The sequence below is a fragment of the Microbacterium sp. cx-59 genome, from assembly GCF_020805625.1.
Lineage (GTDB): Bacteria > Actinomycetota > Actinomycetes > Actinomycetales > Microbacteriaceae > Microbacterium.
In genome coordinates, this window is the sequence record NZ_JAJHGO010000009.1 from 110,490 (window position 1) to 137,281 (window position 26,792).

The following is a 26,792-nucleotide window of genomic DNA, read 5'->3' on the forward strand; positions in this document are numbered from 1 at the left end:
TTTCGTGACGGCACGATTCGACTCCGATCGGCCTCCCTGGCGCAATGGGGGAAGCGACCCGATCGGCTCGCCACGATGCACTTTGCACCTGCTCCCGTACCCGAGAGGAAACACCATGTCCGACAAGGACCCCGCAGCCCAGAGCGACCTCCGGTCGTCGGTCGGCTCCGCCCGCACCCGACGCCGCAACATCTTCATCGGAATCGGCGCCGTCGTCGCCGTCGCGCTCGTCGTCGGAGTCGTCGTGATCGTCAACACGCTCACGAACTCCCCGACCAGCGCCGCCGCGGGCGACGAGCGCCTGACGCTGCGCATCGCGACCTCCGAAGACACCGACTTCCAGAGCGCGATCGGTGACATCGCCGCCGAGAAGGGACTGGACGTCGAGTGGGTCAACGTCGATGACTGGGTGCTGCCGAACACCGAACTCGCCGCCGGCACGGTCGATGGCAACGCCTTCCAGCACATCCTGTACCTCTCGAACTTCAACGCGCAGAACGGCGAAGACCTGACGCCCGTCTTCTCCACCGTCATCACGCAGTGGGGCATCTTCTCCGCCACCCTCGGCGGCACCGACGAGATCCCGGATGGCGGACGCATCGCCATCCCCGACGACCCCTCCAACGGCGGACGCGCACTCGGCATCCTCGCCGCGGCGGGTCTCATCGAGCTGTCCTCGGATGCGGGCGACTTCCCGACCGTCGACGACATCACTGCGAACCCGCAGAACCTGGAGTTCGTGCCGATCGCCGCCACCACCATCCCGCAGCAGTTCGACGACCCGAGCCTGTCGGCCGTCGTCGTGGGGCTGTCGTACTTCGACCCGTCGCAGAACATCACCGCCGACGACGCGCTCTACCTCGACGACTCGCTCGATGAGAAGAACCTGCCGTACACGAACGTGATCGCGAGCCGCGCCGACAACGCGGACGACCCGGCCTGGAAGATCCTCGAGGAGGCCTACGCCGACCCGCGCGCCGCCGAGGCGCTCGAGACCGAGGACAAGGGCGCGACCGTGCTTGTGCAGGTTCCGGTTGAGACGCTCCGCGACAAGCTCGCAGAGCTCGAGAAGTCCGCAGCCTCGAACGGCTGACCCGTCCCCGCCTCACTTGCCTTGAATGCACGCGACACGATGTGTCGCCCGTGCATTCAAGGCAAGTCAGCGTGTGTCCGAGGAGGACCATGAGCACCGCCATCCGCTTCGAGAACGTCACGAAGACCTTCACCACCGCCAAACGCACCTCGTTCACGGCGCTGAAGAACGTGTCGCTCGACATCGATCCCGGCGACATCTACGGCATCGTCGGGTACTCCGGTGCCGGCAAATCCACGCTGCTCCGCACGGTCAACGCCCTCGAGCGGCCCACGAGCGGGCGCGTGATCGTCGGCGATCAGGTCGTCTCCGACCTCACCGGCGCCGCGCTCTCCCGCGCACGCCAGAACATCGGCATGATCTTCCAGCAGTTCAACCTGCTTCGTTCGCGCACCGTGTACAAGAACATCGCGTACCCGCTGCGTCTCGCGGGCGTCTCCGAGTCCGACACACTCGACCGCGTCGAGGAACTGCTCGACTTCGTCGGCCTGACCGACAAGGCGCTGCAGTACCCCTCGCAGCTCTCCGGAGGACAGAAGCAGCGGGTCGGCATCGCCCGGGCACTCGCGAACCGCCCGGACGTGCTCATCAGCGACGAGGCCACGAGCGCCCTCGATCCGCAGACCACGAGCGAAGTACTCGAGCTGCTGCGCCGCATCCACACCGAATACGGCATCACGATCCTGGTCGTCACGCACGAGATGGACGTCATCCGCGAGGTCTGCAACAAGGTCGCCGTCATGCAGAACGGCGAGGTCGTCGAACACGGCAGCGTCTACGACGTGTTCGCCCACCCGCAGCATCCGACCTCGCAGCGCTTCGTCGCGTCGGTGCTGCACCACCTGCCCTCGGCCGACACGATCCGCCGCATCCGCGCCGTGCACACCGGCCGCCTCGTGCAGTTGCACGTCGAGAACCGCGAGTCGAACGACCCGTTCCTCTCGCGCATCGCGCGCACGCACGATGTCGACGTGAACGTCGTCTACGGCGGGGTCGACGAGCTGCAGTCCCGCCTGTTCGGCAGCCTCACGGTGGAACTCCTCGGCGCCGAGCAGAACATCGATCGCGCGATCGCCGACCTCCGCCAGGGGTCGCTCGTGACAGAACTCGCGGATGGAGCCGCCGCATGAACGACTACCTCGACGCCCTTCTCCCCCGCATCAACAAGGCACTGTTCGAGACCCTGCTGATGGTGAGCGTCTCGTTCGTGCTCGCTACGGTCATCGGGCTCCTCCTCGGTCTGCTGCTCTACGCGACGCGGCCCGGCAACCTGCTGCAGAACCGCGGGGTGTTCGGCGGGCTCAACCTGATCATCAACATCGTGCGACCGATCCCGTTCCTCATCGTCGCCGTCTCGCTCATCCCGTTCACCCGCCTTCTCATCGGCACGAGCATCGGTCCGCAGGCCGCAATCGTGCCGCTGACCCTGGTCGCCTCCGTCGCCATCGCCCGCATCGCGGAGTCGAACCTCGTCGCGGTCGACCCGGGAGCGATCGAGGCGGGCGCGGCCATGGGCGCGCGACCGGCGCGCGTGCTGTTCACGATCGTCGTGCCGGAGTCGCTCGGGCCGCTGACCCTCGGCCTGACCTACATCCTCGTGGCGCTCGTCGATGCGACGGCGGTGGCCGGCGTGCTCGGTGGCGGCGGCCTCGGCGACCTCGCCATGAAGTACGGCTATCAGCGCTTCGACTGGCTCGTCATCGGGATCATCGTGCTGATCCTCATCGTGCTGGTGCAGTTCGCGCAGCTTCTCGGCAACTGGGTATCTCGGAAGGTGATGCACTGATGACTCTCGACGACGACTGGACGACGCTGCTGACGACCTGGCGCGCGGGCGCCTCCGAACGCGAACGCGAACGCGAGCTGCTCTTCACCCCCGTCGAACAGCTCCGGAAGCTCCGCTTCGGCGCGTTCCGCCTGCCGACGGCGCTCGGCGGGGCCGGGGCGAGTCTTCCCGCGCTGTTCGCGCGCGTCATCGCCCTCGCCGAGACGGATTCGAACCTCGCGCACATCTGGCGCGGGCACATCGCGTTCGTCGAGGGCCTGCACTGGGACGGACTGGAGACGGATGCGGCCGCGCGCTGGCTGCCCCGCCTCGCGGCCGGCGACATCGTCGGCAACGCCTTCTCCGAGCAGCGCGAGACGGCGGCGCTCACCACGCGGCTGCACCGGACGGACTCCGGGCTGACGGTGAGCGGCACCAAGCACTACACGACCGGTTCGATCTACGCGGACTGGATCCACGTCGCTGCGCTCGACGACGAGGATCGCCGCCTCTCCCTGACGGTCCCCGCGCGGGCCCCGGGCGTGCGGATCGTCGACGACTGGGACGGCTTCGGGCAGCTTCTCACCGGGTCCGGCACGACGATCTTCCAAGACGTCGCCGTCGCGCCCGACGATGTCGCCGGAGACGGCGACCCCGGAATCGACCGTCACCGCTACATCGGGTCGATCTATCAGCTGAGCCTCCTGGCCGTCATCGCCGGCATCGCCCAGCGGGCCGTCTCGGACACGGCCGACTTCGTTCGGCCGCGCCGGCGCACCTTCGGCTTCGCGGGCGAGACGCGCCCCGCGGAAGACCCGCTCGTGCAGCTGACGCTGGGCGAGGTGAGCGCCGCCGCATCCGCCGCCCGCCGCCTGGTGCTGAGCCTCGCCGCCGACCTCGAGCCCGCCGCGCAGGCGGCCCGCGCGGGCGACGGCGCCGACCTCGCCCGCCTCGAGCTCGAGGTCTACCGCGCGCAGCACACGATCCCCGAGCTCGTGCTCGCCGCGACCACACAGCTGTTCGAGGTGGGCGGCGCCAGCGCGACCGCCCGTCAACTCGGACTCGACCGGCACTGGCGGAACGTGCGCACGATCGCCTCGCACAACCCCGTCGCCCAGCGCGTGCGCGCGGTCGGGCGGTTCGAGCTCGACGGCACGGCACCCGAGTGGGCACCCCCGGCGGCGCCGGTCGCCGTCGGGACGACGGCGTGACCGGCACGCGCACCGCGGCGCTGGTCGCCCGCTACGCCCCGGTGTTCGATGAGGTCGGCGCGGATGCGGTCGCGCGCGAACGCGAGCGACGGCTGCCGTTCGCGGAGGTGGAGGCCCTGCGGGGCGCGGGCTTCACCCGGGTGACGCTGCCGACGGAACTCGGCGGCGAGGGGGCCACCGCATCCGACCTGTTCGAACTGCTCGCGGAACTCGGCCGGCGCGACCCGAATCTCGCCCAGCTCCTGCGTTCGCACTTCTCGTTCATCGACCGCGCCCTGCTCGCCCCGCCCGATCCGCGCCGCGACCGGCACCTCGCCCTCGCGGCCGAGGGGCTGATCCACGGCAACGCGACCTTCGAACGCGGCCCGGCGGCGGTCGGTCACGTCGCCACGACCCTCACCCGCGATGAGCACGGCCTGCGCCTGGACGGACGCAAGTTCTACAGCACGGGCACGCTCTTCGCCGACGTCGTCTCGGTGCTCGCCGAGCACGACGGCGGTCAGGTGGGAGTGCTCGTGCGCACGGATGCGGACGGACTCGAGCGCATCGACGACTGGGCCGGGTTCGGGCAGCGGATGACGGGCAGCGGCAGCACGGTGTTCCAGAACGTCCGCGTCGCAGGCGACGACGTCACCCCGCGCGGCGGCGACACCCTGAGCCACGCGGGCGCGTTCGTGCAGCTCGTGCTGCTCGCGGCGGCCACCGGCATCGGGCGCGCCGTGGCCGATGACGCAGCCGCGTTCGTGCGGAGCCGCACCCGCGGTTTCAGTCACGGCTCGGCGGCGCTGCCGCGCGAGGACCCGCTCGTGCAAGAGGTGATCGGCGACCTCGCAGCGGCGTCGTTCGCCGCCGACTCCGCGCTCGCGGCGGCCGCGAACGCGATCGACGCCTCCCACGCGGCACTGCGGGGCGAGGATCCGGATGCGGCGCGCTCCGCGGTCGCCGCGGCCGACCGGGCCGCCACCTCGGCGCAGCTCGTGATCCTGCCGGCAGTGCTGGACGCCGCGAGCCGCCTGTTCGAGGTCGGCGGGGCGAGCGCACTGGATGTGGACCGCGCCCTCGACCGGCACTGGCGGAACGCCCGGACGCTCGCCTCCCACAACCCGGCCCGGTACAAGGCGCGCGCCCTCGGCGAACACCTGATCGGCGGCGCACCGCTGCCATCGTGGTGGAGTGTGGGCGAAGCATGAACGAAGGAGACCGATGACCGAGCCCAAGAAGCTCATCCTGAACCTGTTCGAGATGAACACGGTCAGTCACATCACGCACGGCCTGTGGACGCTGCCCGGCAACAACCGGCACCGCTACGGCGAGCTCTCGTACTGGACCGAGCTCGCGGAGATCCTCGAGGACGGCGGTTTCGACGGCGTCTTCCTCGCCGACGTGGTCGGCGCCTACGACACGTTCCGCGGCGGTCCGGAGACGGCCGTCCGCGAGGGCCTGCAGATCCCCTCCAACGATCCGATGCTCGTCGTGCCCGCGATGGCGGCCGTGACCCGACGCCTCGGGTTCGGGATGACGTTCTCGACGAGCTACGAGCCCCCGTTCGCCTTCGCGCGCCGCATGTCGACGCTCGACCAGCTCACCGACGGCCGCATCGGGTGGAACGTCGTCACGTCGTACCTGCCGAACGCCGCCCGGAACTTCGGCCTCGCCGACCAGATCCCGCACGACCGTCGCTACGAGATCGCGGACGAGTTCCTCGACGTGGTCTACAAGCTGTGGGAGGGCTCGTGGGATGACGACGCCGTCCGGGTCGACCGTGAGGGCGCCATCTACGCGGACCCCGCAAAGGTGCGCTACATCAACCACGTCGGCGAGAACTTCCGGGTCGCCGGACCGCACCTGTGCGCGCCGAGCCCGCAGCGCACACCCGTGCTGTTCCAGGCCACGGGCTCGCCCGCCGGAACGGCGTTCGCCGGTCGGCACGCCGAGGTCGTCTTCACGGGCGGACGAACGGCCGAGGACTTCCGTCGGAACGCCGACCGGATGCGGAACGCCGCGACCGAGAACGGGCGCTCCCCCGACGACATCCGCTTCATCGTGCAGGCCGGCGTGGTCGTCGGGCGTACCGAGGCGGAGGCCGCCGAGAAGTGGCGGGTGTTCCGCGAACGCACGAGCCTCGACGGCATCCTCGCCCACGCGAGCGTGCCCCTCGACCTGCCCGCGTTCCCGGGCGAGATCACGGTCCGCGAGGCCGCGATCCGCGCCGGGCTCGATCCGGAGAAGGTCGGCCTGCCGCTGGATGCGACGGTCGCCGAAACCCTCGAGGGATTCCGGGCGAGCCGGGAGGATCGGTACTTCGTCGCGGGAACACCGACGGTCGTGGCGGATGAGATCTGCCGCTGGCTGGATGAGGACGGCATCGACGGCATCAACCTGCGCCAGTACCACTCGTTCGACACGGCCCGGGATTTCGCGGAGCTCGTCGTTCCGGAGCTGCGGCGGCGCGGCCGCATCCTGGATCCGGAACCGGCGACGCTGCGCGAGCGACTGTTCGGTCGCGGACCGACTCTGCCGGAGACCCACGTCGCCCGGCGCTACCACGACGGCGCGAACCTCGACCGCCCGCTGCCGCCGCTCCGCTTCACCGCCCCGGTCTGAGGCCGGCGCGGGCGCGCGGTGCCGCGGGCGCGGGGTGCCGGCGCCCGGCCGCGCGGGCGGCCGGCTGCGGGCTCCGCGCGGACTCAGCGGGCGAAGACCTCGCCCCAGGGCGTGGGGCCCACCGCGACCGGGCGCCCGCGCGAGCGCGACCAGCGGCTCCACGACCCGGGGAAGAGTCGGGCGTCGATGCGGGCCGACGCCAGGGCCAGCGTCGTGTGCGCCGCCGCGATGCCGGAGCTGCAGTAGACGACGACCTGCGCGTCGGGGTCGGCACCCGCATCCGTCAGCGTCCGCCGCACCTCATCCGGCGGACGCAGCCGGCCATCGGCCGCGACGTACGCGAGGGTCGGCACGTTGATCGCCCCGGGGATGTGCCCGGCGCTCGGATCGGGGGTCGGGGCGGCGCCGCGGTAATGCAGCGGAGCACGCGCGTCGATCAGCACGCCCTCCTGCGGCGCGCGCGCCGTCTGCTCGATCGTCGCGGTGCCGGGGTCATCGTCGGCCAGCACGACGTCACCCGCGGGCGGACGCACGTCACCGCCCTCGAGCAGCTGGCCGTCTTCGATCCAGGCGCGCAGCCCGCCGTCGAGGACCCGGATGTCGACACCGCGGCGCCGGAGCAGCCACCACGCGCGGGCGGCCGCGACCCCGTCGTTGTCGTCGTAGGCGACGACCACGTCGCCGCCCCGCACACCCCAGCGCCGCGCCGCCTCCTGCAGATCCGCCACGTGCGGAAGCGGATGGCGCCCCTCCTCGGGGTGCCCGGGGCGCGTGAGCTCCTGTTCGAGATCGACGTAGACCGCGCCAGGGAGGTGACCGGCGAGGTACGCGGGCCGCCCCTCGGGACGATCGAGGCGCCAGCGCACGTCGAGGATGCGGACGGGCTGCTGCTCTCGCACCCGGGCGAGATCGGCGACGCCGATCAGCGGCGTCGGGGGGAACGCGAAGGCCATGATGCGAGCCTGCCCGGGGGGCGGCATCCTCGGGAGGGCACCGTGTCACACGCCGTCACCGGCCGTCATCCTCCGACACACACAGATCTGTTGTGCACAATTGAATTGCGTGCAATGCTTCTGGCATGACCTTCGCCACGGATCATCCGGATGCGGCATCCCGCGCCCTGATCCTCGACGAGATGGTCTGCTTCTCCCTCTACAGCGCAAGCCGCGCGACGACCCAGGCGTATCGACGACTCCTGGAGCCGTGGGGCATCACCTACCCGCAGTACCTCGTGCTGGGGCAGCTGTGGACGCGGGGGCCACTGTCGGTCCGTACGCTCGGCGACGACCTCGGGCTCGACTCGGGAACCCTTTCGCCGCTGATCACCCGCCTCGAGAACGCCGGAATCGTCACGCGCTCCCGCACCGAGACCGACCGGCGCATCGTCACCGTCGCCCTCACCGACCGCGGGCAGGCGCTCCGCGGCGAGATGGCAGAGGTGCCCGCCCAGCTGATCACGTGCATGGGCCTCTCGCTCGATTCCGCCCGCATCCTCATCAATTCCCTGCACGCGCTCACCGAGAGCGTGCAGGCCACCCCCGCCGGATGAACTCGGCGCCCCCGAAGAAAGGTGAACAACACCATGGAAGCTCTCTACACCGCTGAAGCCCTCGCCACGGGCGGCGGCCGCAACGGCCACGTCGCGACCTCCGACGGGATCCTCGACCTCGACGTGCGCGTGCCGAAGGAGATGGGTGGCGCGGGCGGCGCCGCCAACCCCGAGCTGCTGTTCGCCGCGGGCTACGCCGCGTGCTTCCACAGTGCATTCCAGTCCGTCGCTCGCGCGCAGAAGGTCGAGATCCACGACACGAGCGTCGGCGCCCGCGTGCAGATCGGCCCGAACGGCGAAGGCGGATTCCAGCTGGCCGTCGAGCTCGAGGTCGTCGTCCCCGACCTCCCGCACGAGCAGGCCCAGGCCCTCGCCGACGCCGCACACCAGGTGTGCCCGTACTCGAACGCGACCCGCGGCAACATCGAGGTCACGGTGCGCGTCGTCGAGGACTGACCTCCCCGCAGGAAGCGCCCCCGGAGCCGAGCTACGGGGGCGCTTCTTCGGTTTCCGGCGTGCGCTTCAGGCGTCGGGCTCAGGCGTCGGTGACGAGCCGGTACCCCATCCCCTGTTCGGTCAACAGGTGCACAGGATGCGCCGGATCGGCCTCGAGCTTCTTCCGCAACTGCGACATGTACAGCCGCAGATAACCCGAATCCGACACCTGCTCGCTCGCCCAGATCTCCTTCAGCAGCGACTGGCGCGTGACGAGGGCGCCGGGGTGCCGCGCGAGGAACTCCAGCATCCGCCACTCCGTCGGGGTGAGGTGCACGGGAGCACCGGCGCGGGTGACGGTCTTCGCCGCCAGGTCGAGTTCCACCTCGCCGAAGCGCACCACCGCCTCCCCGGCCGCGGCGGGCACGCGCCGCCCGAGGGCGCGCAGACGGGCGAGCAGCTCGTCGATCTGGAACGGCTTGGTCACGTAGTCGTCGGCGCCCGCGTCGAGCGCGTCGACCTTGTCGGCCGAGCCGGTGCGACCCGAGACGACGATGATCGGGGCACTCGTCCACCCGCGCAGGGCCTCGATCACCTGCACGCCGTCGAGGCGGGGCATGCCGAGGTCGAGCAGCACGATGTCCGGATGCGTCTGCGCCGCGGTCGTGATCGCGCTCGGTCCGTCGACGGCCGCGACCACCTCGTAACCGTGCGCGGCGAGGGTGATGCGCAGGGCGCGGACGAGCTGCGGGTCGTCGTCGGCCACGAGGATCTTCATCCGCCCATCCTCGCGGGTGCCGGCACGGTGTCGTCGACCGGCAACGAGATCACCATCGTGAGTCCGCCGCCGGGGGTGTCCTCGGGGGTGAGCGTGCCGCCCATCCCCTCGACGAACCCGCGCGAGAGGGCGAGGCCGAGACCGAGCCCGGTCGTGTTGTCGGTGTCGCCCGTGCGCTGGAACGGGGCGAACATGTCGTCGCGCCGCTCGATCGGCACCCCCACCCCGTGATCGACGACGCGGAGTTCGGCGACGGCGCCGAGCCGGCTCGTGGCGACGCGCACCCGCTCGCCCGCCGGCGCGTACCGGTGCGCGTTGGCGAGCACGTTGACGAGTACGCGCTGCAGGAGCACGGCGTCAGCCCTCACCGCCGGAAGATCGGGGTCCAGGGCCAGCTCCACATCCGCCGGCCCCAGACGCAGCTCGTCGAGCGCCGCCAGCACGCTGTCCGCCGCGTCCACGGGGGCGAGCGACACCGCCAGCACACCCGCCTGCACGCGACTCACGTCGAGCAGGTCGGTCACGAGCGTCGTGAGGGTGCTGAGGCTCTCGTCCGCGGTGGCGAGCAGCTCGGCGCGGTCCTCGTCGCTGAGCTGCACCCCCGTCGCGCGGAGCCCGCCGACCGCGGCGACCGCCGCCGCCAGGGGGCGGCGCAGATCGTGACTCACAGCCGACAGCAGCGCGCTCCGCACCTGATCGGTCTCGGCGAGCGCCCCCGCCTCGCGGGCGGTCTCGCTCAGGTCGGTGTGCTCGATCGCCGCGGCGAGCTGCGCGACGATCACGTCGAGCAGACGCCGCGCCGCCGCATCCCGCAGCGCACCGTGCAATTCGAGCGTCGCGCGCGGCTCGGCATCCGTCCCGCCAACCGGGAGCGCCGAGAAGGCATCGCCCCGCACCGGCTCGCCGTCGGTCGCCAGCACGGCCCCGTCGTCGGCGACGAGTCGCACCCCGGCGAGTCCGAACGCCTCGCGCGTGCGGCTCACCAACGCGGGCACGGCGCTCTCGCCGCGAAGAACGGAGCCGGCGACCGTCGCGAGAAGCTCCGACTCGGCGGCCGCACGCTCCGCCCGTCGCGTGCGGCGTGCGGCCTGATCGACGATGTAGCTCACGAGGATCGCGATCACTACGTACAGCGCGAGCGCGAGGGCGTGCAGCGGATGCTGAATCGAGATCGTGAACTGCGGCGCCACGAAGAGGAAGTCGAGCGTGAAGCCCGATAAGACGGCGGCGAAGAGAGCCGGCCAGATGCCGCCGACGAGCGCCACCACCACCACGAGCAGCTGGTACGACAGCACGTCCGCGGTGATCGATTCGTCGCTGCGGAACGTGAACAGCAGCACCGACAACAGCGGGCCGAAGATGAGAGCCACCGCGAAGCCCAGGATGCGGCGCTTGACGCTCAGCGCGCCCCGCTGCATCCGGGGCAGCCGCAGCCGCCCGCCGGCGGCCGAGTGCGTGACGATGTGCACGTCGATGTCGCCCGACTCGCGGATCACGGTCGCCCCGATGCCCGGGCCGGTGAGCGCCGCGCTGAGGCGGCTGCGCCGACTGACGCCGATGACGAGCTGGCTGGCGTTCACCGAGCGCGCGAACTCGACGAGCGCCCCCGGCACGTCGTCGCCGACGACCTGGTGGTAGCTGCCGCCGAGGGTCTCCACGAGCGTCCGCTGCCCGGCGAGCGCCGCCGGGTCGGCGCGGCGGAGGCCGTCCTGACTCGACACGTGCACGGCGAGCAGTTCGCCGCCGGCCGAGCGGGCGGCGATCCGTGCACCGCGACGCAGCAGAGTCTCCCCCTCGGCGCCGCCCGTCAGCGCCACCACGACGCGCTCCCGCGCCTGCCAGCTGCCGCGGATGCCGTGCTCGGCGCGGTAGCTCTGCAGCGCACTGTCGACCTCGTCGGCCAGCCACAGCAGCGCGACCTCGCGGAGGGCCGTGAGGTTTCCGAGGCGGAAGTAGTTCGACAGCGCCGCATCCACGCGCTCCGCCGGGTAGACCTGTCCGGCCGAGAGCCGGTCGCGCAGCGACTGCGGCGCGAGGTCGACGACCTCGATCCGGTCGGCCCGGCGCACGACGGCATCCGGAACCGTCTCGCGCTGCAGGGCGCCCGTGATGCGTTCGACGACGTCGCCGAGCGACTCGATGTGCTGCACGTTCACGGTCGTGATGACGTCGATGCCGGCGTCCAGCAGCTCTTCGACGTCGGCCCATCGCTTCTCATTGCGCGATCCCGGGGCGTTCGTGTGGGCGAGCTCGTCGACGAGCGCGACGTCGGGATGCCGGGCGAGCACCGCCGCCAGATCCATCTCGGAGAGCTCGACTCCCCGGTGCTGCACCATCCGGCGGGGCACCTGCTCGAGCCCCTCGATCTGCGCCGCCGTGGCCTCGCGACCGTGCGTCTCGACGATCGCGATGACGACATCGCGGCCGTCCTGGGCGAGCCGACGGCCCTCCTGCAGCATCTCGAACGTCTTGCCGACGCCGGGGGCCGCACCCAGCAGCACCCGCAGCTTGCCGCGCTTCATCCGCGCATCCCTCGCCACACCCTCCGAGTATCCTCCGCCGCGCGCTCCGCCCGCCCCGCCTCGCGCTCCGCCCGCCCCGCGCGACCCGCCCGCTCCGCCCGGCTCGCCTCGCGCTCCTCCCCCACACGCTCACGTGGCGCAATCCGCCGCATCCGCCGACCGATCGCGACACGTGAGCCGCTTACCGTCACCCCGCGCCCCGCCGCGCACCCCTCGCGCTTCTGTTCCGCACGCCCCGCGCCGCGCTCCGCGCGCCCCGCCCCCACACGCTCACGTGGCGCAATCCGCCGCATCCGCCGACCGATCGCGACACGTGAACCCCTCGCGGTTGCGCTCACGTGGCGCAATCCGACGGGTCGGGCGACAGATCGCGACACGTGAGCCATTCGGTCGCTCAGCGCAGCGCGTCGAGCGCGAGGTTCAGCTCGAGCACGTTGACGCGCGGTTCGCCCAGGAAACCGAGGTCGCGAGACGTCGTGTGCGCGGCGACGAGAGCCTGCACGTCGGCGGCATCGAGATCGCGGGCCGCGGCGACGCGGGCGACCTGCAGGTCGGCGTACGCGACGCTGATATGCGGATCGAGCCCGGATGCGGACGTCGTTACCGCGTCGGCCGGCACGGACGCCGGGTCGACTCCCTCGAGTTCGGCGACCGCGGCACGTCGTTCGGTGATGGCCGCGATCAGGTCCTCGTTCTCGGGCCCGAGGTTTGAGCCGGACGACGCGCCCGCGTCGTAGCCGTCGCCGGCAGCCGACGGCCGCGACTGGAAGTATTCGGGGAGCGCCTGGCCGTCCGCATCCGTGAAGGACTGTCCGATCAAGGCGCTGCCGACGACCGTGCCGGCGGCATCCGTGACGGGCGAACCGTTGGCCTGCGCGGGCAGGAGGACCTGCCCGACGCCGGTGATGACGGCGGTGTAGCCGACGCCGAGCACGAGGGTGGCGACGAGCATCGCGCGAACGGCGACACCCGCCTGGCGGAGGGTGGTGCGAGTGGATGACATGGTGTTCTCTCCTGAGACCGGGTCAGAAACCCGGGATGAGGCTCACGACGAGGTCGATGAGTTTGATGCCGACGAAGGGGACCACGACGCCGCCGACGCCGTAGATCAGCAGGTTGCGACCGAGGATCTGCGCGGCCGACGCGGGCCGGTACCGGACCCCGCGGAGGGCGAGCGGGATGAGGGCCACGATGACGATCGCGTTGAAGATGATCGCGCTCGTGACGGCGGATGCGGGCGAGTGCAACTGCATGATGTTGAGCGCCGCGAGGCCCGGGAAGATCCCCATGAACATCGCCGGGATGATGGCGAAGTACTTGGCGATGTCGTTGGCGAGCGAGAAGGTCGTGAGCGCCCCGCGGGTGATGAGCAGCTGCTTACCGATCCGCACGATGTCGATCAGCTTCGTCGGGTCCGAATCGAGGTCGACCATGTTGCCGGCCTCCTTCGCCGCCGACGTGCCGGTATTCATCGCGACGCCGACGTCGGCCTGCGCGAGCGCCGGGGCGTCGTTGGTGCCGTCGCCGGTCATGGCCACGAGGTTGCCGCCCTCTTGTTCGCGACGGATGAGGGCGAGCTTGTCTTCCGGGGTGGCCTCGGCGAGGTAGTCGTCGACGCCGGCCTCCGCCGCGATGGCCTTCGCGGTGAGCGGGTTGTCGCCCGTGATCATGACAGTGCGGATGCCCATCGCGCGCAGCTCGTCGAACCGTTCGCGCAGCCCCTCCTTGACAATGTCCTTCAGGTGGATCACGCCGAGCACACGACCCGCGCCCGCCGCGTCGATCGTCGCCACGACGAGAGGGGTGCCACCGGCCTGCGCGATCGCATCGGTTTCGCCCGTGAGGGAGGCGCGGATCGAGGCGCCGACCGGGGAGCCTTCCTCCTCGAGCCAGGCCGCCACGGCCGAGCCGGCTCCCTTCCGGATGCGGCCGCCATCGGCGAGGTCGAGTCCGCTCATGCGGGTCTGCGCGGTGAACGGCACGACGACGGCGCCCGCGGGCTCTTCGACGTGGATGCCGCGGGTCGACGCGAGCTCGACGACCGAGGTGCCCTCCGGGGTCGGGTCGGCGAGGGAGGACAACGCCGCAGCGCGGGCGAGCTCGTCGTCTCCGACGCCCGCCAGCCGCACGAAGTTCGCGGCGCGACGGTTGCCGTAGGTGATCGTGCCGGTCTTGTCGAGCAGCAGGGTCGTCACGTCACCGGCGGCCTCGACCGCGCGGCCCGACATGGCGAGCACGTTCCGCTGCACGAGCCGGTCCATCCCGGCGATGCCGATGGCCGACAGCAGCGCGCCGATCGTGGTCGGGATGAGGCAGACGAGAAGCGCGACGAGCACGGGGATGCTGACCGGCGCCGCCGCGTACGAGGCGATCGGGTTGAGGGTCAGCACCACCACGACGAACACGACCGACAGGCTCGCGAGCAGGATGCCGAGGGCGATCTCGTTCGGAGTCTTCTGCCGACTGGCACCCTCGACGAGAGCGATCATCCGGTCGACGAAGGTCTCACCGGGCTTCGACGTGATGCGCACGACGACCCGGTCGCTCAGCACCCGGGTGCCACCGGTGACCGCGCTGCGGTCGCCGCCGGACTCGCGGACGACGGGAGCGGACTCGCCCGTGATCGCCGACTCGTCGACCGTGGCGATACCGTGCACGATGTCGCCGTCACCCGGGATGAGTTCTCCCGCCGACACGACGACGACGTCCCCGAGCGTCAGATCGCTCGACGCGACCTCTTCGGTCTGCGCGTGGGCGGCCGCCGCATCCGCCGCGGAGTCGTATCCGCGCACGCGACGGGCCATCGTGCTGGTGCGGGTCTGGCGAAGCGTCGCCGCCTCCGCCTTTCCGCGGCCCTCCGCCACGGATTCGGCGAGGTTCGCGAACAGCACGGTCAGCCACAGCCAGACCGCGATGCCCCAGGTGAATCCCGCGGGAACAGCCGCCCCGCCGGAGTCCTCCGCACCCCCGAGGAAGGGCTCGGCGATCGCGATGACCGTCGTGAGAGCCGCGCCCACCCACACGAGGAACATGACGGGGTTGCGCCACAGCTCCCGCGGGTCGAGCTTGCGGAGCGCTCCGGGGAGCGCCTGAGCGAGTGCCGCCGCGCTGAAGGCGCGGGAGCCCGCGCGCCCGGTCGGCGCCGCCGGCTCGGTCGCGAGTGAGGTATCGGTCGAGGTGGACATATCAGGCAAGCCCTTCCGCCAGGGGACCCAGCGCGAGAACGGGGAAGTAGGTGAGTGCGGTGATCACGACGGAAACGACCACGAGAAGTCCGACGAACTGCGGACGGTGCGTGGGCAACGTGCCCGTCGTGTTCGGCAGCCGCTGCTGGCTTGCGAGCGAACCGGCGAGCGCCAGCACGAGCGCGATCGGCACGAAGCGTCCGAGCAGCATCGCGACGCCGAGCGCCGTGTTGAGCCAGGGCGTGTTCGCGGTGAGACCGGCGAAGGCGGAGCCGTTGTTGTTCGCGGCGGAGGTGAAGGCGTACAGCACTTCGGTGAGGCCGTGGATGCCGGGGTTCCAGATCGACGTCGCCTCGATGTCGTCACGGACGGCCGGAACGGCGAAGCTCAGCGCGGTGCCCGCCAGCACGAGGGTCGGAGTGACGAGGATGTAGAGGCTCGCGAGGGTGATCTCGCGCGGCCGCATCTTCTTTCCGAGGTACTCCGGGGTGCGCCCGACCAGCAGACCGCCCACGAACACGGCGATGACGGCGAGCACGAGCAGTCCGTAGAGACCCGACCCGACGCCGCCGGGCGCGATCTCGCCGAGCATCATGTTGAGCAGCGGCATCATGCCGCCGAGCGCGGTGTACGAGTCGTGCATCGAGTTGACGGCACCGGTCGAGGTGAGCGTGGATGCGGCGCCGAACAGCGTCGATCCGAAGAGGCCGAACCGGTCCTCCTTGCCTTCCATCGCGGCGCCCGCGAGCTGCGGCGCGCTACCCAGGCCGAGCGACTCGATCCAGGTGAGCGCGGTCAGGGACGCGAGGAACAGCGTGCTCATGACCGCGAGGATCGCATAGCCCTGGCGGTTGTCGCCGACGATGCGGCCGAAGGCCCGGGGCATGGCGAACGGGATGGCGAGCATCAACACGATCTGCAGGACGCTCGTCCACGGGGTCGGGTTCTCGAACGGATGCGCGGAGTTGGCGTTGAAGAAGCCGCCGCCGTTGGTGCCGAGCTGCTTGATCGCCTCCTGCGAAGCGACCGGGCCACCGGGGATGGACTGGGCGCCGCCGACGAGGGTCGTCGTGTCGGTGAAGCCCGCGAAGTTCTGAACGACGCCGCCGACGATGAGCGCGACCGCCGCGATCGCGGCCAGCGGCAACAGCAGCCGCACGACGCCGCGGACGAGATCGACCCAGAAGTTGCCGATCGTGCCGGATCCGCGCCGCGCGAAGCCGCGGACAAGCGCGATCGCGACCGCGATGCCGACCGCCGCGGACACGAAGTTCTGCACCGCGAGACCGGCGAGCTGCACGGTGTAGCCCATGGTCAGCTCGGGCGAGTAGGACTGCCAGTTCGTGTTGGTGACGAACGAGACCGCCGTATTGAAAGCGAGCCCCTCCGGAACGGCCGGCAGGCCGAGCGAGTACGGCAGGAACTCCTGCGTGCGCTGCAGGAGGTAGACGAGGAACACGCCCACCACCGAGAACATCAGCACACCGCGCAGGTACGCCTGCCAGGTCTGCTCGGAGGCCGGATCGACGCCGATGACGCGGTAGATCCCGCGCTCGATCCGCCAGTCCCGCACCGAGGTGTAGACGTACGCGATGGCGTCGCCGAGCGGACGGTAGAGGAGCCCGAGGATCACCAGCACGGTGGCGATCTGCAGGATGCCGAACCAGATCGTGGCCGCATCCATCAGAACTTCTCCGGCTTCACGAGGGCCACCACGAGGTAGGCGATAGCGGAGACGCCGAGGACGACGGCGATCACGGACAGAACCGTCATAGCTTCTCGACCCCCTTGGCGACGAGGGCGACGAGCGCGAAGAGCGCGAGGGTCGCTGCGACGTAGATCACATCGAGCACGGAGGACTCCCGGATGCAGGGCACGTGCGCGGGCACGTGAGCGCCCGAGGTGGGCGCCGACATTGATCGAACCGCGCCGCCGGCCCGTGCCCGCGGATCCTCACGGAATCCCTACGGGTCGCGCGACGTTCCTCACAGTCCTCCTACGCCGCATCCGTCGTCACGGCGCGCGCCGCACGTCGATGTGCACTATCTGCCAAGGAGTGCAATACTGCACTTCGTGCAACAGAGTGCAGATTCACTTCGCGAGCGGCGACGAGCGGAAACCGGGCACGCGCTCATCCGCGATGCTCGGCGGCGCACCGCCGAGATGGGCCTCCATGGCTTCACCGTGGAAGAGGTCTGCGAGGCCGCGGGCGTGTCTCGCCGCACCTTCTTCAACTACTTCGCCTCGAAAGAAGACGCCGTCCTCGGGGTCACGCTGCTGCGCAACGACGAGGCGGCGGTCGCCGCATTCCTCGCCGGCGGCGACCCGGAGAGCCCCGACCTGAGCGCGACGCTCCTCGATGACCTCGCGACCCTCTCGATCGAACGCTGGTCCGTGATGGATCTCGCCCCCGACACGTTCGCCGAACTCCTCGCCGCGGTCGACCGCGAGCCGCGCCTCCTCCCCCGCCTGCTCGACCACGGCGCCGCGATCGAGCGTGCGGATGCCTCGCTCATCGAACAGCGGGAGGGGCTCCCCGAGGGCGACCTCCGCGCATCGATCGCGGCGCAGGTCGTGGGCACGATCGGCCGGTCGACCGTGCACGCGTTCCTCAACGGCGGTCACGATCGCCCCTTCGCCGACCTCTACCGCACCCACCTCGACGCCGCACGACAGCTGCTGCGTTCTCAGAATCTCCTTCCGGAAGGCCCCGCATGACCACCGCCCCCACGCGCACCGCCCCCGCGGCGAACGCGCCGATGCTGCTGACGCAACGCCGCATCTGGATCATCTTCTCCGCGCTGATCGCGGGGATGCTGCTCTCGAGCCTCGATCAGACGATCGTCTCCACCGCGATGCCGACGATCGTCGGCCAGCTGGGCGGCGTCGAGCACCAGGTCTGGATCACGACCGCCTACATCCTGGCCACGACCATCGTGATGCCGATCTACGGCAAGTTCGGTGACGTGCTCGGCCGGCGCCGGCTCTTCCTGGTCGCGATCGCGATCTTCACCCTCGCCTCCATCGGTTGCGCGTTCGCCACCGACTTCTGGATGTTCGTCGTCTTCCGCGCGATCCAGGGACTCGGCGGCGGCGGGCTGATGATCCTGTCGCAGGCCATCATCGCCGACATCGTGCCGGCCTCGGAGCGCGGCAAGTACCTCGGCCCGCTCGGCGGCGTCTTCGGCCTGTCGGCCGTCGCCGGACCGCTCCTCGGCGGATTCTTCGTCGACCACCTGACGTGGCAGTGGGCGTTCTACATCAATATCCCGGTCGGAATCGCCGCGTTCATCATCGCGCTGGTGGCCCTCAAACTGCCGAACAAACGAGCGGTGAAACGCATTGACTGGCTTGGCGTCGTGCTGCTGTCGGTCGCGACGACCTGCCTGATCATGTTCACGGACTTCGGCGGCGACAGCGAGATCGGCTGGACCTCCATGACCACCTGGACGTGGGGCCTCGGGATGGCGGTCGCCGTCGCGCTGTTCATCTTCGTGGAGTCGCGCGCCGACGACCCGATCATGCCGTTGCACCTCTTCCGAAACCCCATCTTCGTCAACGCCACGGCAATCGGTCTCGTGCTCGGAATCGGAATGTTCGCCGCCATCGGCTTCATCCCGACGTTCCTGCAGATGTCCTCGGGCACCTCGGCCGCCGAGTCCGGACTCCTCATGCTGCCGATGATGGTCGGCCTCATGGGCACGTCGATCGCCTCCGGAATAGCGATCAGCCGCACCGGCAAGTACAAGATGTTCCCGATCGTCGGCACCCTGCTGACGGGCGCCGCCATGGTCGCGATGACGTCGCTGGCCGCATCCACGCCCATCTGGCTGATCTGCGTGTACCTGTTCTTCTTCGGTGCCGGGCTCGGCCTGATCATGCAGGTCGTCGTGCTCGTCGTTCAGAACGCCGTTCCCGCCGCCGACCTCGGCACGGCGACCAGCTCGAACAACTACTTCCGCGAGGTGGGTGCGGCGCTGGGCACGGCCGTGTTCGGCGCGCTGTTCACGAGCCGCCTGACCCAGAACCTGCAGGGCGTCTTCACGGGGGCGGGGGCGTCCGCATCCGACGCCGCAGACGCCACCGCGACGATCGACCCCGCGACGCTGAGCCAGTTGCCGGACTCGGTGCGGGAGGGCGTGGTCTCGGCCTACGCCGATGCGCTGGCCCCGGTGTTCTGGTACCTGGTTCCGTTCATCGCGGTGGCGTTCCTGCTCGCCCTGTTCCTCAAGCAGATCCCGCTGTCGGACGTCGCGGGCCTGGTCGCCCGGGGCGAAGCCGTCGGCGGCGAAGAGGCCGAACGCCTCGAGGCCGCTCAGCGCGGAACCCCGCCGCGGAAGGGCGCGGGTTCTGCGGATGCGGGTTCTGCGGATGCGGGCGCGGGTTCTGCGGATGCGGGCGACAGTCGGGCGACCGACGGAGCCAGCGGGAGCAGCGCCGACGGGAGCGACGCGGCGCGGCCCTAACGCCCGCGCTCAGACGGCGGGCGCGAGATTTCCGCGAGCGGATGCGGAGCGCCGGGCACGGCTCGTGCGGGCGATCGCGACGTCGTCGGGGCGGGAGCGCGCCGGGGTGCACTCCTCGAGAGCGCCCTTGGCCGCGCCGAGCGTGACGAAGGTGCCGCGCGGGCGTCCGGCTCCGTCCATCGTGGCGAAGCCGGCGCCCGTGTCGGTCACCGTTCCGACGAAGGTGAACGATGTGTTCGCCACGTGAAGGCCCGGTTCGACCTCGACCCACACGGCGCGGGCGCGTCGAACGGCCGCGTCGTCGATGAGAGGAAGCGTGATGGGTTCGGTCGGCGGCAGCGAGTCGACATCGGGACGATTCACGATCGCGTGCATCAGGGGGTGCTCCATTCGGCGGGTCATTCGAGTCCGGGAATCAGTGTCCCCTCGACACCATCCGCCCACCCCGGACTGGCGGCGCACCGCCGGATCTGCTAAAGCTCATCCACTTCTCGCAGGGCATGCAATTTCACGGCCAACTGATTAACCCGGTTAAGCACCGATAGTTAAGGCAGCCCGGGAGTTAGGCTGCATCCGTGGGACAGTTGCTTTACGACGCCGGTGCGCAGTCGTTCGATATTGAAGACCGTGCGCTCGCGCATCTGCGAGTGATCCTGATGAACAAGTTGCGGCGTGGGGAGCCGTTCTTGCTGCACCTTCCGGATCCCCAGAACATGGGTATCCGGAGCGTGTGGATCCACCCCGCGATCTCGCTGGTGCTGTCGTTCTACGGCAGCCGGAGTCCATCGCTCAATCGGGAGTGGCTCGACGAGCTCATGACCGATGCGAACGGGCCGCACGGGCTGACGCTCGGCACGGAGCCGGCGGCCTGACGAAGCTTCTCGGGCCCTCTGGCCTCAGCGACCTCAGCGTCTCAGCGACCTCGGCGTCTCAGCGGCTTCGGCGCCTCAGCGGCACTCGAGGTCGACCGAGTCGACGATCTGCTCGAGGAACTCGGCGACAGCGGTGGCGACCTTCGGGTCGAGGTCGCTCGCCATCTCCCGCACGCGGGCGGTGAGCGGGTCGAGGTCGTCCGCATCCACCGACCGGTCGAAGGGCACGACGAGCTTGCTCCGGCGGTCTTCGGGGTTCTGCGCGAAGGAGATCATGCCGCCCGCGTGGAGCTTGTCGAGGATGCCGGTGACGGCGGCGGGCGACACCCCGAGGTGAGCGGAGATGGCGCGCGGAGTCACGCTCTCGCCCGCATCCGCTCGCTCGAGGATGAGTCGCATGGCGGCGCGCGCGTTCTCGCTCGGACCGCACTGGGTCTGTCGACGCCGAGACAGGCTGGCCTCGGCCAGCCGTAGTCGCTCCATCGCCTGGGATGCGCGCGTCCTCGCGTCGATTTCCGCCATCGTTACGTCCCTTCACCACCGCATCCCTACGGGCGTCGGGAGCGCAGTGCCATAAACGTTAGCCGGTGCACGGAGGCGATGTCTTTATGCGGCCGCCGTGGGTTTCTGCTGAGTGCCGGCGGGGTTCTGCTCGGCGGCCGCAGCCTCGTGCTCGAGCGTGAGGCTCATGCCCCCGGACGAGTTGGCCGACGCCGCAAGCGTGGTCAACAGCTCGGAGTCGAGGGACTCGGCTTCTGCGGAATCGAACACGAATCGAAGGGGGATGGAGGGCTGGATCCAGATGGTGCTGCGACCGGAGTTTCCGGATGCGTGCCGCCAGGAGAGCGTGAAGCTCTCGTTGCGGCGGAGCTTCGTCGCCACCACGACCTTCACGTGCGCGAGCAGGCGATCCTCGATCTCGATCGGATCGCGGTCGTCGCCGTAATACAAGCTCCCCATCGCACCTCCGTCTGCGCTGAAATGGTGAGTAGTTAGCTGAGCGATATATTCATAGCCCACCCCGCCCGGCCGCGCAACGCGCGCCGGAACATGCCGCCTCACGCACCGCAACCCCTCGCCGAGGAAAAATTCCGTTCGGCTATATTCGCGGCATGTACGTGCTCGATGGTGGCCCTCGCGCGGGCCAACTCGTCGACGATCTTCCCCGCGGGTACGCCCTGGATGGCTCGTCGCGACCGTCTTTCGCGCGCGTTCTCATCGCCGACATCCCTGCGGTCACCGCGGTGTGGACCGCGCCGCCGCAACTCCACGGCGCGCACCTCCATCGCGTCGAGTGACCGCGTAGCGGGGCGGGCGGGGTGACTCGCCCGCCGGCCTCGCGGCGCGGGGTCACTCGCCCGGCGTGCTCGCGGCGCGGGGTCACTCGCCCGGCGCACTCACGGCGTGGCGATCACGCGGCACCACCTCCTCAGACAACCCACGGGAATGCACGGCCTCCCCGCGGTGCTGGGTCTGGGGTGGACATTTTCGAACCCCTGACCCTCGGCCGAACCCGACTCGCGAATCGCGTTGCCATGGCTCCCCTCACGCGCCTGCGCGCCGGTGAGGACGGCGTGCCCGGCGACCTTCTCGTCGAGCACTATCAGCAGCGCGCCGGCCTTGGCCTCATCATCACCGAAGGCACCTACCCCGTGCGCGAAGGCCGCACCTGGATCGGCCAGCCCGGCATCGAAACGGACGCGCAGGTCGCGGGCTGGAAGCGCGTGACCGACGCCGTGCACGCCGCCGGCGGACGGATCGCCCTGCAGATCATGCACGGCGGACGCATCTCCCACCCCGAGATCACCGGCACCGGACGCGTCGTCTCAGCCAGCGCGCTCGCTGCGCCGGGCGAAGTCCGCATCCCGTCGGGCAAGGCCGACCACCCCGTCGCGCACGCTCTCGAGATCGACGAGATCCCCGACGTCGTGCGCGGATTCGCGGATGCCGCACGCCGCGCGATCGAGGCGGGGTTCGACGCCGTCGAGGTGCACGGTGCGAACGGGTACCTGATCCAGCAGTTCCTCGCGCCGAGCTCGAACCAGCGCGACGACGCCTACGGCCGCACTCCGGAGGGTCGCGCGCGGCTCGCGATCGAGGTCGTCACCGCGGTTGCCGAGGCCGTCGGCGCCGACCGCACCGGCATCCGCCTCTCCCCCGAGCACAACATCCAGGGCGTCGTGGACAGCGACCCCGCCGAAACGGCGGCGACGTACGCGGCGCTCGCGGCCGGAATCGCGCCGCTGGGCATCGCATTCGTCGACATCCTGCACGCCGACCTGCGCGGCGAGCTCGTGCAGGCGATCCGTCGCGATTCCGGCACTCCCGTGATCGGCAACTCGGGCTTCAGCTCGCAGACCACCCGCGACGAGGCATCCGCGCTGATCACCGAGGGCGTCGTGGATGCGGTGGCGGTCGGCCGCGCCGCGATCGCGAACCCCGACCTCATTGAGCGCTGGCGCCACGATGCCGAGGAGAACACGCCGAACCCCGGCACGTTCTACGGCCCGACCGGCGAGGGGTACATCGACTACCCGACGCTCGCGCGGGTCTGACCCCCACCCGCACCGCGAGACGGGATCTTCGCGCCGAGACGTGGGGGTTACCCCTCGGTTTCGGCGCGCAGATCCCGTTTCGCTACCTCGGCAGCACGCCCGTCGCCGCGAGCTCGCGGAACCAGAGCCCGCTGTCCTTCACCGTGCGCTCCTGCGAATCGAAGTCGACCCGCACGATTCCGAACCGCTTGGCATAGCCGTAGCCCCATTCGAAATTGTCGAGCAGCGACCACACGAAGTACCCCCGCAGATCGACACCCGCCACGAGCGCGCGGTGCGCGGCCGTCAGGTGGCGACGCAAGAAGTCGGTGCGCTCCTCGTCGCGGATGCGGCCGTCGTCCGTCACCGCGTCATCGAACGCCGCACCGTTCTCGGTGACCATCAACGGCAGCCCCGGGAACTGCTCCGCGAGCGAACCGAGCAGCTGCTCGAGCGCCTCGGGCGCGATGTTCCACCCCATCGCCGTGTGCGGACCGGGCTGCTCGAGGAACTCGACCACGTCGCTGCTACCCGGCCACGCGGTACCCTCCGGCGCACCCTTGTGCCCGTCGTGCGTTTCCCGGGGCGAGATGCCGTCCCACATCCGCACCGTGACGGTCGAGTAGTAGTTCACGCCGAGCACGTCGATCGGCTGCGCGATCGCGGTCAGGTCGCCCTCGCGGACGAAGGACCAGTCGGTCACCGCCGCCGTGTCGGCGATGAGGTCGTCCGGGTAGGCGCCCTTCAGCATCGGGCCCGTGAACGCACGGTTCGCCAGCGCGTCGACGCGGCGGACGGCCTCGGCCGCATCCGGCCCCTCGCCCCGCGGCACGTGGAAGTTGAGCGTCACCGAGTACTCCGGCGAGCCCGTGGAAGTCGCCCGCAGCGCCTGCACCGCGCGACCGTGCGCGAGGTTCAGATGGTGCACGGCGGCGAGCGCCGCGGCCGGCTCGTGCCGCCCGGGCGCATGCCCACCCTGCCCGTAGCCGAGGTAGGCGGAGCACCACGGCTCGTTCAGGGTCGTCCAGGTGTGGATGCGGTCCCCCAGCGCGGACCCGACGATCTCCGCGTAGCGCTCGAAGGCGTCGGCGGTCGCCCGCACGGGCCAGCCGCCGGCATCCTCGAGGGGCTGCGGAAGGTCCCAGTGGTAGAGCGTCGCCACGGGGCGGATGCCGCGCTCGCGCAGCCCGTCGACGAGCCGCGAGTAGAAGTCGAGTCCGGCCTGGTTCACCTCGCCGGTGCCGGTCGGCACGATGCGCGGCCAGGCGATCGAGAACCGGTAGGCGTCCAGCCCGAGCTCGGCCATGAGGTCGAGATCCGATTCCCACCGGTGGTAGTGGTCGCACGCGACATCACCCGTGTCGCCGTTCCAGACCTTGCCCGGCGTTCTGCTGAACGTGTCCCAGATCGAGGGAAGCCGACCGTCCTCGGCGGCCGCACCTTCGACCTGGTACGACGCGGTCGCCGATCCGAAGGTGAAGCCCTTCGGGAAGACGAGTCCGCTGTCGCGGTAGTCCGGGTTTCCTGCGCTCATGCCGTTCGCTCCGCTTCGCTGCTCGATCACGCGGGGAGGTCGGAGGATCGACCGTTCCGCGCCGTCATCCCACCGTAACGGATTGCCGTGGGAGCGCTTCCATCACCCTCTCGAACGGCGTCGGACCGTCACGAGACCGCATCCGCCGCCGGAGAATGGGACCATGCCGATCCTCAACAAAGACATGACCCTGTGCATCTCGCTGGCCGCACGGCCGTCGAACATCGGCACCCGTTTCCACAACTATCTGTACGACGAGCTCGGGCTGAACTTCATCTACAAGGCGTTCACCACCGACGACATCGCCGGAGCGATCGCGGGCGTACGGGCACTCGGCATCCGAGGCTGCTCGGTGTCGATGCCGTTCAAAGAAGACCTGCTCGCCCTCGTCGACGAGATCGAGCCGTCGGCCTCCGCCATCCAATCGGTCAACACGATCGTGAACGAGAACGGTCGCCTGACGGCATCCAACACCGACTACGAAGCCGTCGCCCAGCTCCTCGCCGAGCACGCCGTCGACCCCGGCGCCTCCGTCCTGGTGCGAGGTTCGGGCGGAATGGCGAAGGCGGTCGTCGCGGCCTTCGCGGGCGCCGGCTTCCGCGATCTGACCGTGCTCGCCCGCAACACTGCGGCCGGCGCCCGCCTCGCCGACCAGTATGGGTTCCGCGCCGTCACCGAGATTCCCGCGCCCGGTGCCGACGTGATCGTCAATGTCACGCCGCTCGGGATGAGCGGGGCGGATGCGGACGCCCTCGCCTTTCCCCCCTCGCACATCGCCGCTGCGCACACGGTCTTCGACGTCGTCGCGTTCCCGTCCGAGACTCCGCTCATCCGGGCAGCACGCGCGCACGGCGTCGCAGTCATCACGGGCGCCGAAGTGATCGCCCTGCAAGCGGCCCGGCAGTTCAGCCGCTACACGGGAGTGACGCCGACCCCCGAGCAGATCGCCGCCGCATCCGCCTTCTCCCGCGCGTGACGGGTGCGGCGTCGCACGCGATGCGCCTCAGGTGATGCCCCTCAGGTGATGCCCGCGGCGATGGTCGCCGCGACCGGCCGCCACCGCGGACACCAACAGCGCACCGCTGACCGGTACCGCCGGAAGTCGTCGCCGAACCGTTCCTCGAGGTCGCGTTCCTCGAGCGGGCGGATGGCGTAGTTCCACACCAGCGAGCCACACACGGCGTAGACCACCACGAGCCATGACGACAGCATGAGACCCACCCCGGTTCCCTGGACGATGCCGGCCAGAGCCATCGGGTTGCGGACGAATCGGTATGGACCACGCACGACGAGATCGCTCGCCATCGCCGCGGGCAGCGGGGTCCCCCGCCCGAGAGTCGACATGACCACCGCCGACCAGATCCCGAGCGCGCTTGCGGCGACGAAGATCCCGGCTCCGGCGATCACCACCACGGCCGGGACTGGCACGTCGACTTGCCACCTCACCTCGAACCACCGGATGATCGCCGGCAACACTCCGAGCGTCAGCCCCCAGAAGACGAGAATCTGCAGGCCTGTTGCCGCCACGTGGCGGGAAACAGGTGCCGCGCGATCCGCAGCCCGGAAGCGGAACGGACCGATGAGCAGCCAATGCGTCGGGACTCTCCCCCACAGCACCAGCCCGAGCGCGAGTGCCGATGCGACCGCCGCCGCGATCATGAGCACGGCGCCCCATCCGGCCGTTCCGGTCATCGTCGCGTAGCCGACCAGGAGCACGGCGACCATGGCAGTCCACAGCGTCGCGATGACAGCTGCGGCACTGACGCCGCATGCCGCCAGCACCGAGCCGGCGACGAAAAGCGGAACGTCGAAGGCGGCCACGAGCAGCGGGTCGAGGCCGCCGAGGGTCGCGCGTCGCACCGCCGGGACGAGGAACACCGCAAGCCACCACCCGGCGCCGGCTACCGCCTGCACCGCGAAGTATGCGCGCCCCCACACCATGTCGGCACAGTAACACCGCCCGCCCAGGCCCCGAGTGGCTCCGCAGTCGTCGGACGCGTGGGGCTGATGACCACGGATGAGGCGAATGAGGCGCATCCCGCGCGTTGAATCCGACAACTGCGGAGGCAACAGCCCGGGGAGCGTACCCGGCCGGGCGTCTGCGGGCACGCGCGAGCCCCCGGCAGGCACCCCGCCAACGCCCGGCAGATGCCCGCCGAGAGCCCGGCTACTCCGCAGTCGTCGGACCGCTGGGGCTGATGATTACGGATGAGGCGAATGAGGCGCATCCCGCGCGTTGAATCC

At 70.3% G+C, this 26,792-nt stretch carries 27 protein-coding genes; 14 read left to right on the forward strand and 13 right to left on the reverse strand.

What is annotated here, in order from left to right; translation table 11 throughout:
• The first annotated feature begins 115 nt into the window (after positions 1-115).
• The 6 genes from LMI96_RS12775 (at position 116) to LMI96_RS12800 (ending at position 6,673) form a co-directional block, all read left to right on the forward strand.
• Positions 116-1,093 carry a MetQ/NlpA family ABC transporter substrate-binding protein gene (locus LMI96_RS12775; RefSeq protein WP_223722629.1) on the forward strand — a complete coding sequence of 326 codons (978 nt, stop codon included), beginning with the start codon at positions 116-118 and terminating at the stop codon, positions 1,091-1,093.
• Positions 1,094-1,182: 89 nt separating this feature from the next.
• Complete coding sequence (locus LMI96_RS12780) at positions 1,183-2,223, forward strand: methionine ABC transporter ATP-binding protein (protein ID WP_223722628.1); 1,041 nt, start codon at positions 1,183-1,185, stop codon at positions 2,221-2,223.
• Complete coding sequence (locus LMI96_RS12785) at positions 2,220-2,879, forward strand: methionine ABC transporter permease (RefSeq protein WP_223722627.1); 660 nt, start codon at positions 2,220-2,222, stop codon at positions 2,877-2,879. The genes LMI96_RS12780 and LMI96_RS12785 overlap by 4 nt, the downstream gene beginning before the upstream one ends.
• Entirely contained in the window at positions 2,879-4,069 is a 1,191-nt protein-coding gene (locus LMI96_RS12790; RefSeq protein WP_228361746.1) for an acyl-CoA dehydrogenase family protein, read from the forward strand. The genes LMI96_RS12785 and LMI96_RS12790 overlap by 1 nt, the downstream gene beginning before the upstream one ends.
• Complete coding sequence (locus tag LMI96_RS12795; RefSeq protein WP_228361747.1) at positions 4,066-5,259, forward strand: hypothetical protein; 1,194 nt, start codon at positions 4,066-4,068, stop codon at positions 5,257-5,259. The genes LMI96_RS12790 and LMI96_RS12795 overlap by 4 nt, the downstream gene beginning before the upstream one ends.
• Positions 5,260-5,272: 13 nt before the next feature.
• Positions 5,273-6,673 (forward strand): NtaA/DmoA family FMN-dependent monooxygenase, encoded by a 1,401-nt coding sequence (locus LMI96_RS12800; RefSeq protein ID WP_228361748.1) that lies wholly within the window; start codon positions 5,273-5,275, stop codon positions 6,671-6,673.
• Positions 6,674-6,756: 83 nt separating this feature from the next.
• Here the strand turns inward: LMI96_RS12800 and LMI96_RS12805 are convergent, their stop codons facing one another.
• Positions 6,757-7,626 carry a sulfurtransferase gene (locus LMI96_RS12805; protein ID WP_228361749.1) on the reverse strand — a complete coding sequence of 290 codons (870 nt, stop codon included), beginning with the start codon at positions 7,624-7,626 and terminating at the stop codon, positions 6,757-6,759.
• 125 nt (positions 7,627-7,751) lie between these two features.
• Here LMI96_RS12805 and LMI96_RS12810 point away from each other — a divergent pair, with 125 nt between their 5' ends.
• Entirely contained in the window at positions 7,752-8,222 is a 471-nt protein-coding gene (locus tag LMI96_RS12810) for a MarR family winged helix-turn-helix transcriptional regulator (RefSeq protein ID WP_228361750.1), read from the forward strand.
• Positions 8,223-8,255: 33 nt separating this feature from the next.
• The gene (locus LMI96_RS12815) at positions 8,256-8,678 is read left to right on the forward strand and encodes an organic hydroperoxide resistance protein (RefSeq protein ID WP_223722621.1); all 423 of its coding nucleotides are present in this window, start codon (positions 8,256-8,258) and stop codon (positions 8,676-8,678) included.
• A 79-nt stretch (positions 8,679-8,757) separates the two neighbouring features.
• Here the strand turns inward: LMI96_RS12815 and LMI96_RS12820 are convergent, their stop codons facing one another.
• The 7 genes from LMI96_RS12820 to LMI96_RS12850 all read right to left on the reverse strand — a co-directional run bounded on the left by LMI96_RS12820 (position 8,758) and on the right by LMI96_RS12850 (position 17,058).
• Complete coding sequence (locus LMI96_RS12820) at positions 8,758-9,435, reverse strand: response regulator (protein ID WP_223722620.1); 678 nt, start codon at positions 9,433-9,435, stop codon at positions 8,758-8,760.
• Entirely contained in the window at positions 9,432-11,957 is a 2,526-nt protein-coding gene (locus LMI96_RS12825) for an ATP-binding protein (RefSeq protein WP_228361751.1), read from the reverse strand. Before LMI96_RS12825 ends, LMI96_RS12820 begins: the two co-directional genes overlap by 4 nt.
• A gap of 394 nt (positions 11,958-12,351) precedes the next feature.
• Positions 12,352-12,960 (reverse strand): potassium-transporting ATPase subunit KdpC, encoded by a 609-nt coding sequence (gene kdpC / locus LMI96_RS12830; protein WP_228361752.1) that lies wholly within the window; start codon positions 12,958-12,960, stop codon positions 12,352-12,354.
• 22 nt (positions 12,961-12,982) lie between these two features.
• Complete coding sequence (gene kdpB / locus LMI96_RS12835) at positions 12,983-15,142, reverse strand: potassium-transporting ATPase subunit KdpB (RefSeq protein ID WP_228361753.1); 2,160 nt, start codon at positions 15,140-15,142, stop codon at positions 12,983-12,985.
• 1 nt (position 15,143) lies between these two features.
• Positions 15,144-16,826, reverse strand: coding sequence for a potassium-transporting ATPase subunit KdpA (gene kdpA, locus LMI96_RS12840; RefSeq protein ID WP_228361754.1), 1,683 nt, complete (start codon positions 16,824-16,826; stop codon positions 15,144-15,146).
• Positions 16,826-16,915: a potassium-transporting ATPase subunit F gene (locus LMI96_RS12845; protein ID WP_223722615.1), complete on the reverse strand. Its 90-nt coding sequence runs from the start codon at positions 16,913-16,915 to the stop codon at positions 16,826-16,828. The genes kdpA and LMI96_RS12845 overlap by 1 nt, the downstream gene beginning before the upstream one ends.
• Positions 16,912-17,058 carry a hypothetical protein gene (locus tag LMI96_RS12850; RefSeq protein WP_228361755.1) on the reverse strand — a complete coding sequence of 49 codons (147 nt, stop codon included), beginning with the start codon at positions 17,056-17,058 and terminating at the stop codon, positions 16,912-16,914. Before LMI96_RS12850 ends, LMI96_RS12845 begins: the two co-directional genes overlap by 4 nt.
• Positions 17,059-17,215: 157 nt before the next feature.
• Between LMI96_RS12850 and LMI96_RS12855 the strand changes: the two genes are divergently transcribed.
• A complete protein-coding gene (locus LMI96_RS12855) occupies positions 17,216-17,860 on the forward strand; it encodes a TetR/AcrR family transcriptional regulator (protein ID WP_223722613.1) in 645 nt (214 codons plus the stop codon).
• Entirely contained in the window at positions 17,857-19,608 is a 1,752-nt protein-coding gene (locus LMI96_RS12860) for an MDR family MFS transporter (protein WP_228361756.1), read from the forward strand. Before LMI96_RS12855 ends, LMI96_RS12860 begins: the two co-directional genes overlap by 4 nt.
• A 9-nt stretch (positions 19,609-19,617) precedes the next feature.
• Here LMI96_RS12860 and LMI96_RS12865 read toward each other — a convergent pair whose 3' ends face one another.
• Complete coding sequence (locus LMI96_RS12865) at positions 19,618-19,998, reverse strand: hypothetical protein (RefSeq protein ID WP_228361757.1); 381 nt, start codon at positions 19,996-19,998, stop codon at positions 19,618-19,620.
• 185 nt (positions 19,999-20,183) lie between these two features.
• Here LMI96_RS12865 and LMI96_RS12870 point away from each other — a divergent pair, with 185 nt between their 5' ends.
• Entirely contained in the window at positions 20,184-20,480 is a 297-nt protein-coding gene (locus LMI96_RS12870; RefSeq protein WP_223722610.1) for an ATP-dependent DNA ligase, read from the forward strand.
• 75 nt (positions 20,481-20,555) lie between these two features.
• Here LMI96_RS12870 and LMI96_RS12875 read toward each other — a convergent pair whose 3' ends face one another.
• Entirely contained in the window at positions 20,556-21,002 is a 447-nt protein-coding gene (locus tag LMI96_RS12875; RefSeq protein ID WP_223722609.1) for a MarR family winged helix-turn-helix transcriptional regulator, read from the reverse strand.
• Between the two features lie 84 nt (positions 21,003-21,086).
• On the reverse strand, positions 21,087-21,440 hold the full coding sequence (locus tag LMI96_RS12880; protein ID WP_223722608.1) for a hypothetical protein: 354 nt from the start codon (positions 21,438-21,440) through the stop codon (positions 21,087-21,089).
• A gap of 152 nt (positions 21,441-21,592) precedes the next feature.
• Between LMI96_RS12880 and LMI96_RS12885 the strand changes: the two genes are divergently transcribed.
• Positions 21,593-21,778: a hypothetical protein gene (locus LMI96_RS12885; RefSeq protein ID WP_228361758.1), complete on the forward strand. Its 186-nt coding sequence runs from the start codon at positions 21,593-21,595 to the stop codon at positions 21,776-21,778.
• 180 nt (positions 21,779-21,958) lie between these two features.
• Positions 21,959-23,035 carry an alkene reductase gene (locus tag LMI96_RS12890; RefSeq protein WP_228361759.1) on the forward strand — a complete coding sequence of 359 codons (1,077 nt, stop codon included), beginning with the start codon at positions 21,959-21,961 and terminating at the stop codon, positions 23,033-23,035.
• Between the two features lie 82 nt (positions 23,036-23,117).
• Here the strand turns inward: LMI96_RS12890 and LMI96_RS12895 are convergent, their stop codons facing one another.
• Positions 23,118-24,548: a GH1 family beta-glucosidase gene (locus LMI96_RS12895; protein WP_228361763.1), complete on the reverse strand. Its 1,431-nt coding sequence runs from the start codon at positions 24,546-24,548 to the stop codon at positions 23,118-23,120.
• A 163-nt stretch (positions 24,549-24,711) separates the two neighbouring features.
• Between LMI96_RS12895 and LMI96_RS12900 the strand changes: the two genes are divergently transcribed.
• Positions 24,712-25,524 carry a shikimate 5-dehydrogenase gene (locus LMI96_RS12900; protein ID WP_228361764.1) on the forward strand — a complete coding sequence of 271 codons (813 nt, stop codon included), beginning with the start codon at positions 24,712-24,714 and terminating at the stop codon, positions 25,522-25,524.
• Between the two features lie 41 nt (positions 25,525-25,565).
• Here LMI96_RS12900 and LMI96_RS12905 read toward each other — a convergent pair whose 3' ends face one another.
• On the reverse strand, positions 25,566-26,489 hold the full coding sequence (locus LMI96_RS12905) for an isoprenylcysteine carboxylmethyltransferase family protein (RefSeq protein WP_228361765.1): 924 nt from the start codon (positions 26,487-26,489) through the stop codon (positions 25,566-25,568).
• Between the last annotated feature and the right edge of the window lie 303 nt (positions 26,490-26,792).

Coding starts and splice junctions, on each gene's coding strand:
- LMI96_RS12905 (WP_228361765.1), bottom strand. CDS start 26,489: ATGGTGTGGGGGCGCGCATACTTCGCGGTGCAGGCGGTAGCCGGCGCC.
- LMI96_RS12820 (WP_223722620.1), bottom strand. CDS start 9,435: ATGAAGATCCTCGTGGCCGACGACGACCCGCAGCTCGTCCGCGCCCTG.
- LMI96_RS12785 (WP_223722627.1), top strand. CDS start 2,220: ATGAACGACTACCTCGACGCCCTTCTCCCCCGCATCAACAAGGCACTG.
- LMI96_RS12805 (WP_228361749.1), bottom strand. CDS start 7,626: ATGGCCTTCGCGTTCCCCCCGACGCCGCTGATCGGCGTCGCCGATCTC.
- LMI96_RS12875 (WP_223722609.1), bottom strand. CDS start 21,002: ATGGCGGAAATCGACGCGAGGACGCGCGCATCCCAGGCGATGGAGCGA.
- LMI96_RS12895 (WP_228361763.1), bottom strand. CDS start 24,548: ATGAGCGCAGGAAACCCGGACTACCGCGACAGCGGACTCGTCTTCCCG.
- LMI96_RS12845 (WP_223722615.1), bottom strand. CDS start 16,915: ATGACGGTTCTGTCCGTGATCGCCGTCGTCCTCGGCGTCTCCGCTATC.
- LMI96_RS12825 (WP_228361751.1), bottom strand. CDS start 11,957: ATGAAGCGCGGCAAGCTGCGGGTGCTGCTGGGTGCGGCCCCCGGCGTC.
- LMI96_RS12780 (WP_223722628.1), top strand. CDS start 1,183: ATGAGCACCGCCATCCGCTTCGAGAACGTCACGAAGACCTTCACCACC.
- LMI96_RS12885 (WP_228361758.1), top strand. CDS start 21,593: ATGTACGTGCTCGATGGTGGCCCTCGCGCGGGCCAACTCGTCGACGAT.
- LMI96_RS12865 (WP_228361757.1), bottom strand. CDS start 19,998: ATGGAGCACCCCCTGATGCACGCGATCGTGAATCGTCCCGATGTCGAC.
- LMI96_RS12900 (WP_228361764.1), top strand. CDS start 24,712: ATGCCGATCCTCAACAAAGACATGACCCTGTGCATCTCGCTGGCCGCA.
- LMI96_RS12860 (WP_228361756.1), top strand. CDS start 17,857: ATGACCACCGCCCCCACGCGCACCGCCCCCGCGGCGAACGCGCCGATG.
- LMI96_RS12850 (WP_228361755.1), bottom strand. CDS start 17,058: ATGTCGGCGCCCACCTCGGGCGCTCACGTGCCCGCGCACGTGCCCTGC.
- kdpA (WP_228361754.1), bottom strand. CDS start 16,826: ATGGATGCGGCCACGATCTGGTTCGGCATCCTGCAGATCGCCACCGTG.
- kdpB (WP_228361753.1), bottom strand. CDS start 15,142: ATGTCCACCTCGACCGATACCTCACTCGCGACCGAGCCGGCGGCGCCG.
- LMI96_RS12775 (WP_223722629.1), top strand. CDS start 116: ATGTCCGACAAGGACCCCGCAGCCCAGAGCGACCTCCGGTCGTCGGTC.
- LMI96_RS12790 (WP_228361746.1), top strand. CDS start 2,879: ATGACTCTCGACGACGACTGGACGACGCTGCTGACGACCTGGCGCGCG.
- LMI96_RS12815 (WP_223722621.1), top strand. CDS start 8,256: ATGGAAGCTCTCTACACCGCTGAAGCCCTCGCCACGGGCGGCGGCCGC.
- kdpC (WP_228361752.1), bottom strand. CDS start 12,960: ATGTCATCCACTCGCACCACCCTCCGCCAGGCGGGTGTCGCCGTTCGC.
- LMI96_RS12880 (WP_223722608.1), bottom strand. CDS start 21,440: ATGGGGAGCTTGTATTACGGCGACGACCGCGATCCGATCGAGATCGAG.
- LMI96_RS12800 (WP_228361748.1), top strand. CDS start 5,273: ATGACCGAGCCCAAGAAGCTCATCCTGAACCTGTTCGAGATGAACACG.
- LMI96_RS12810 (WP_228361750.1), top strand. CDS start 7,752: ATGACCTTCGCCACGGATCATCCGGATGCGGCATCCCGCGCCCTGATC.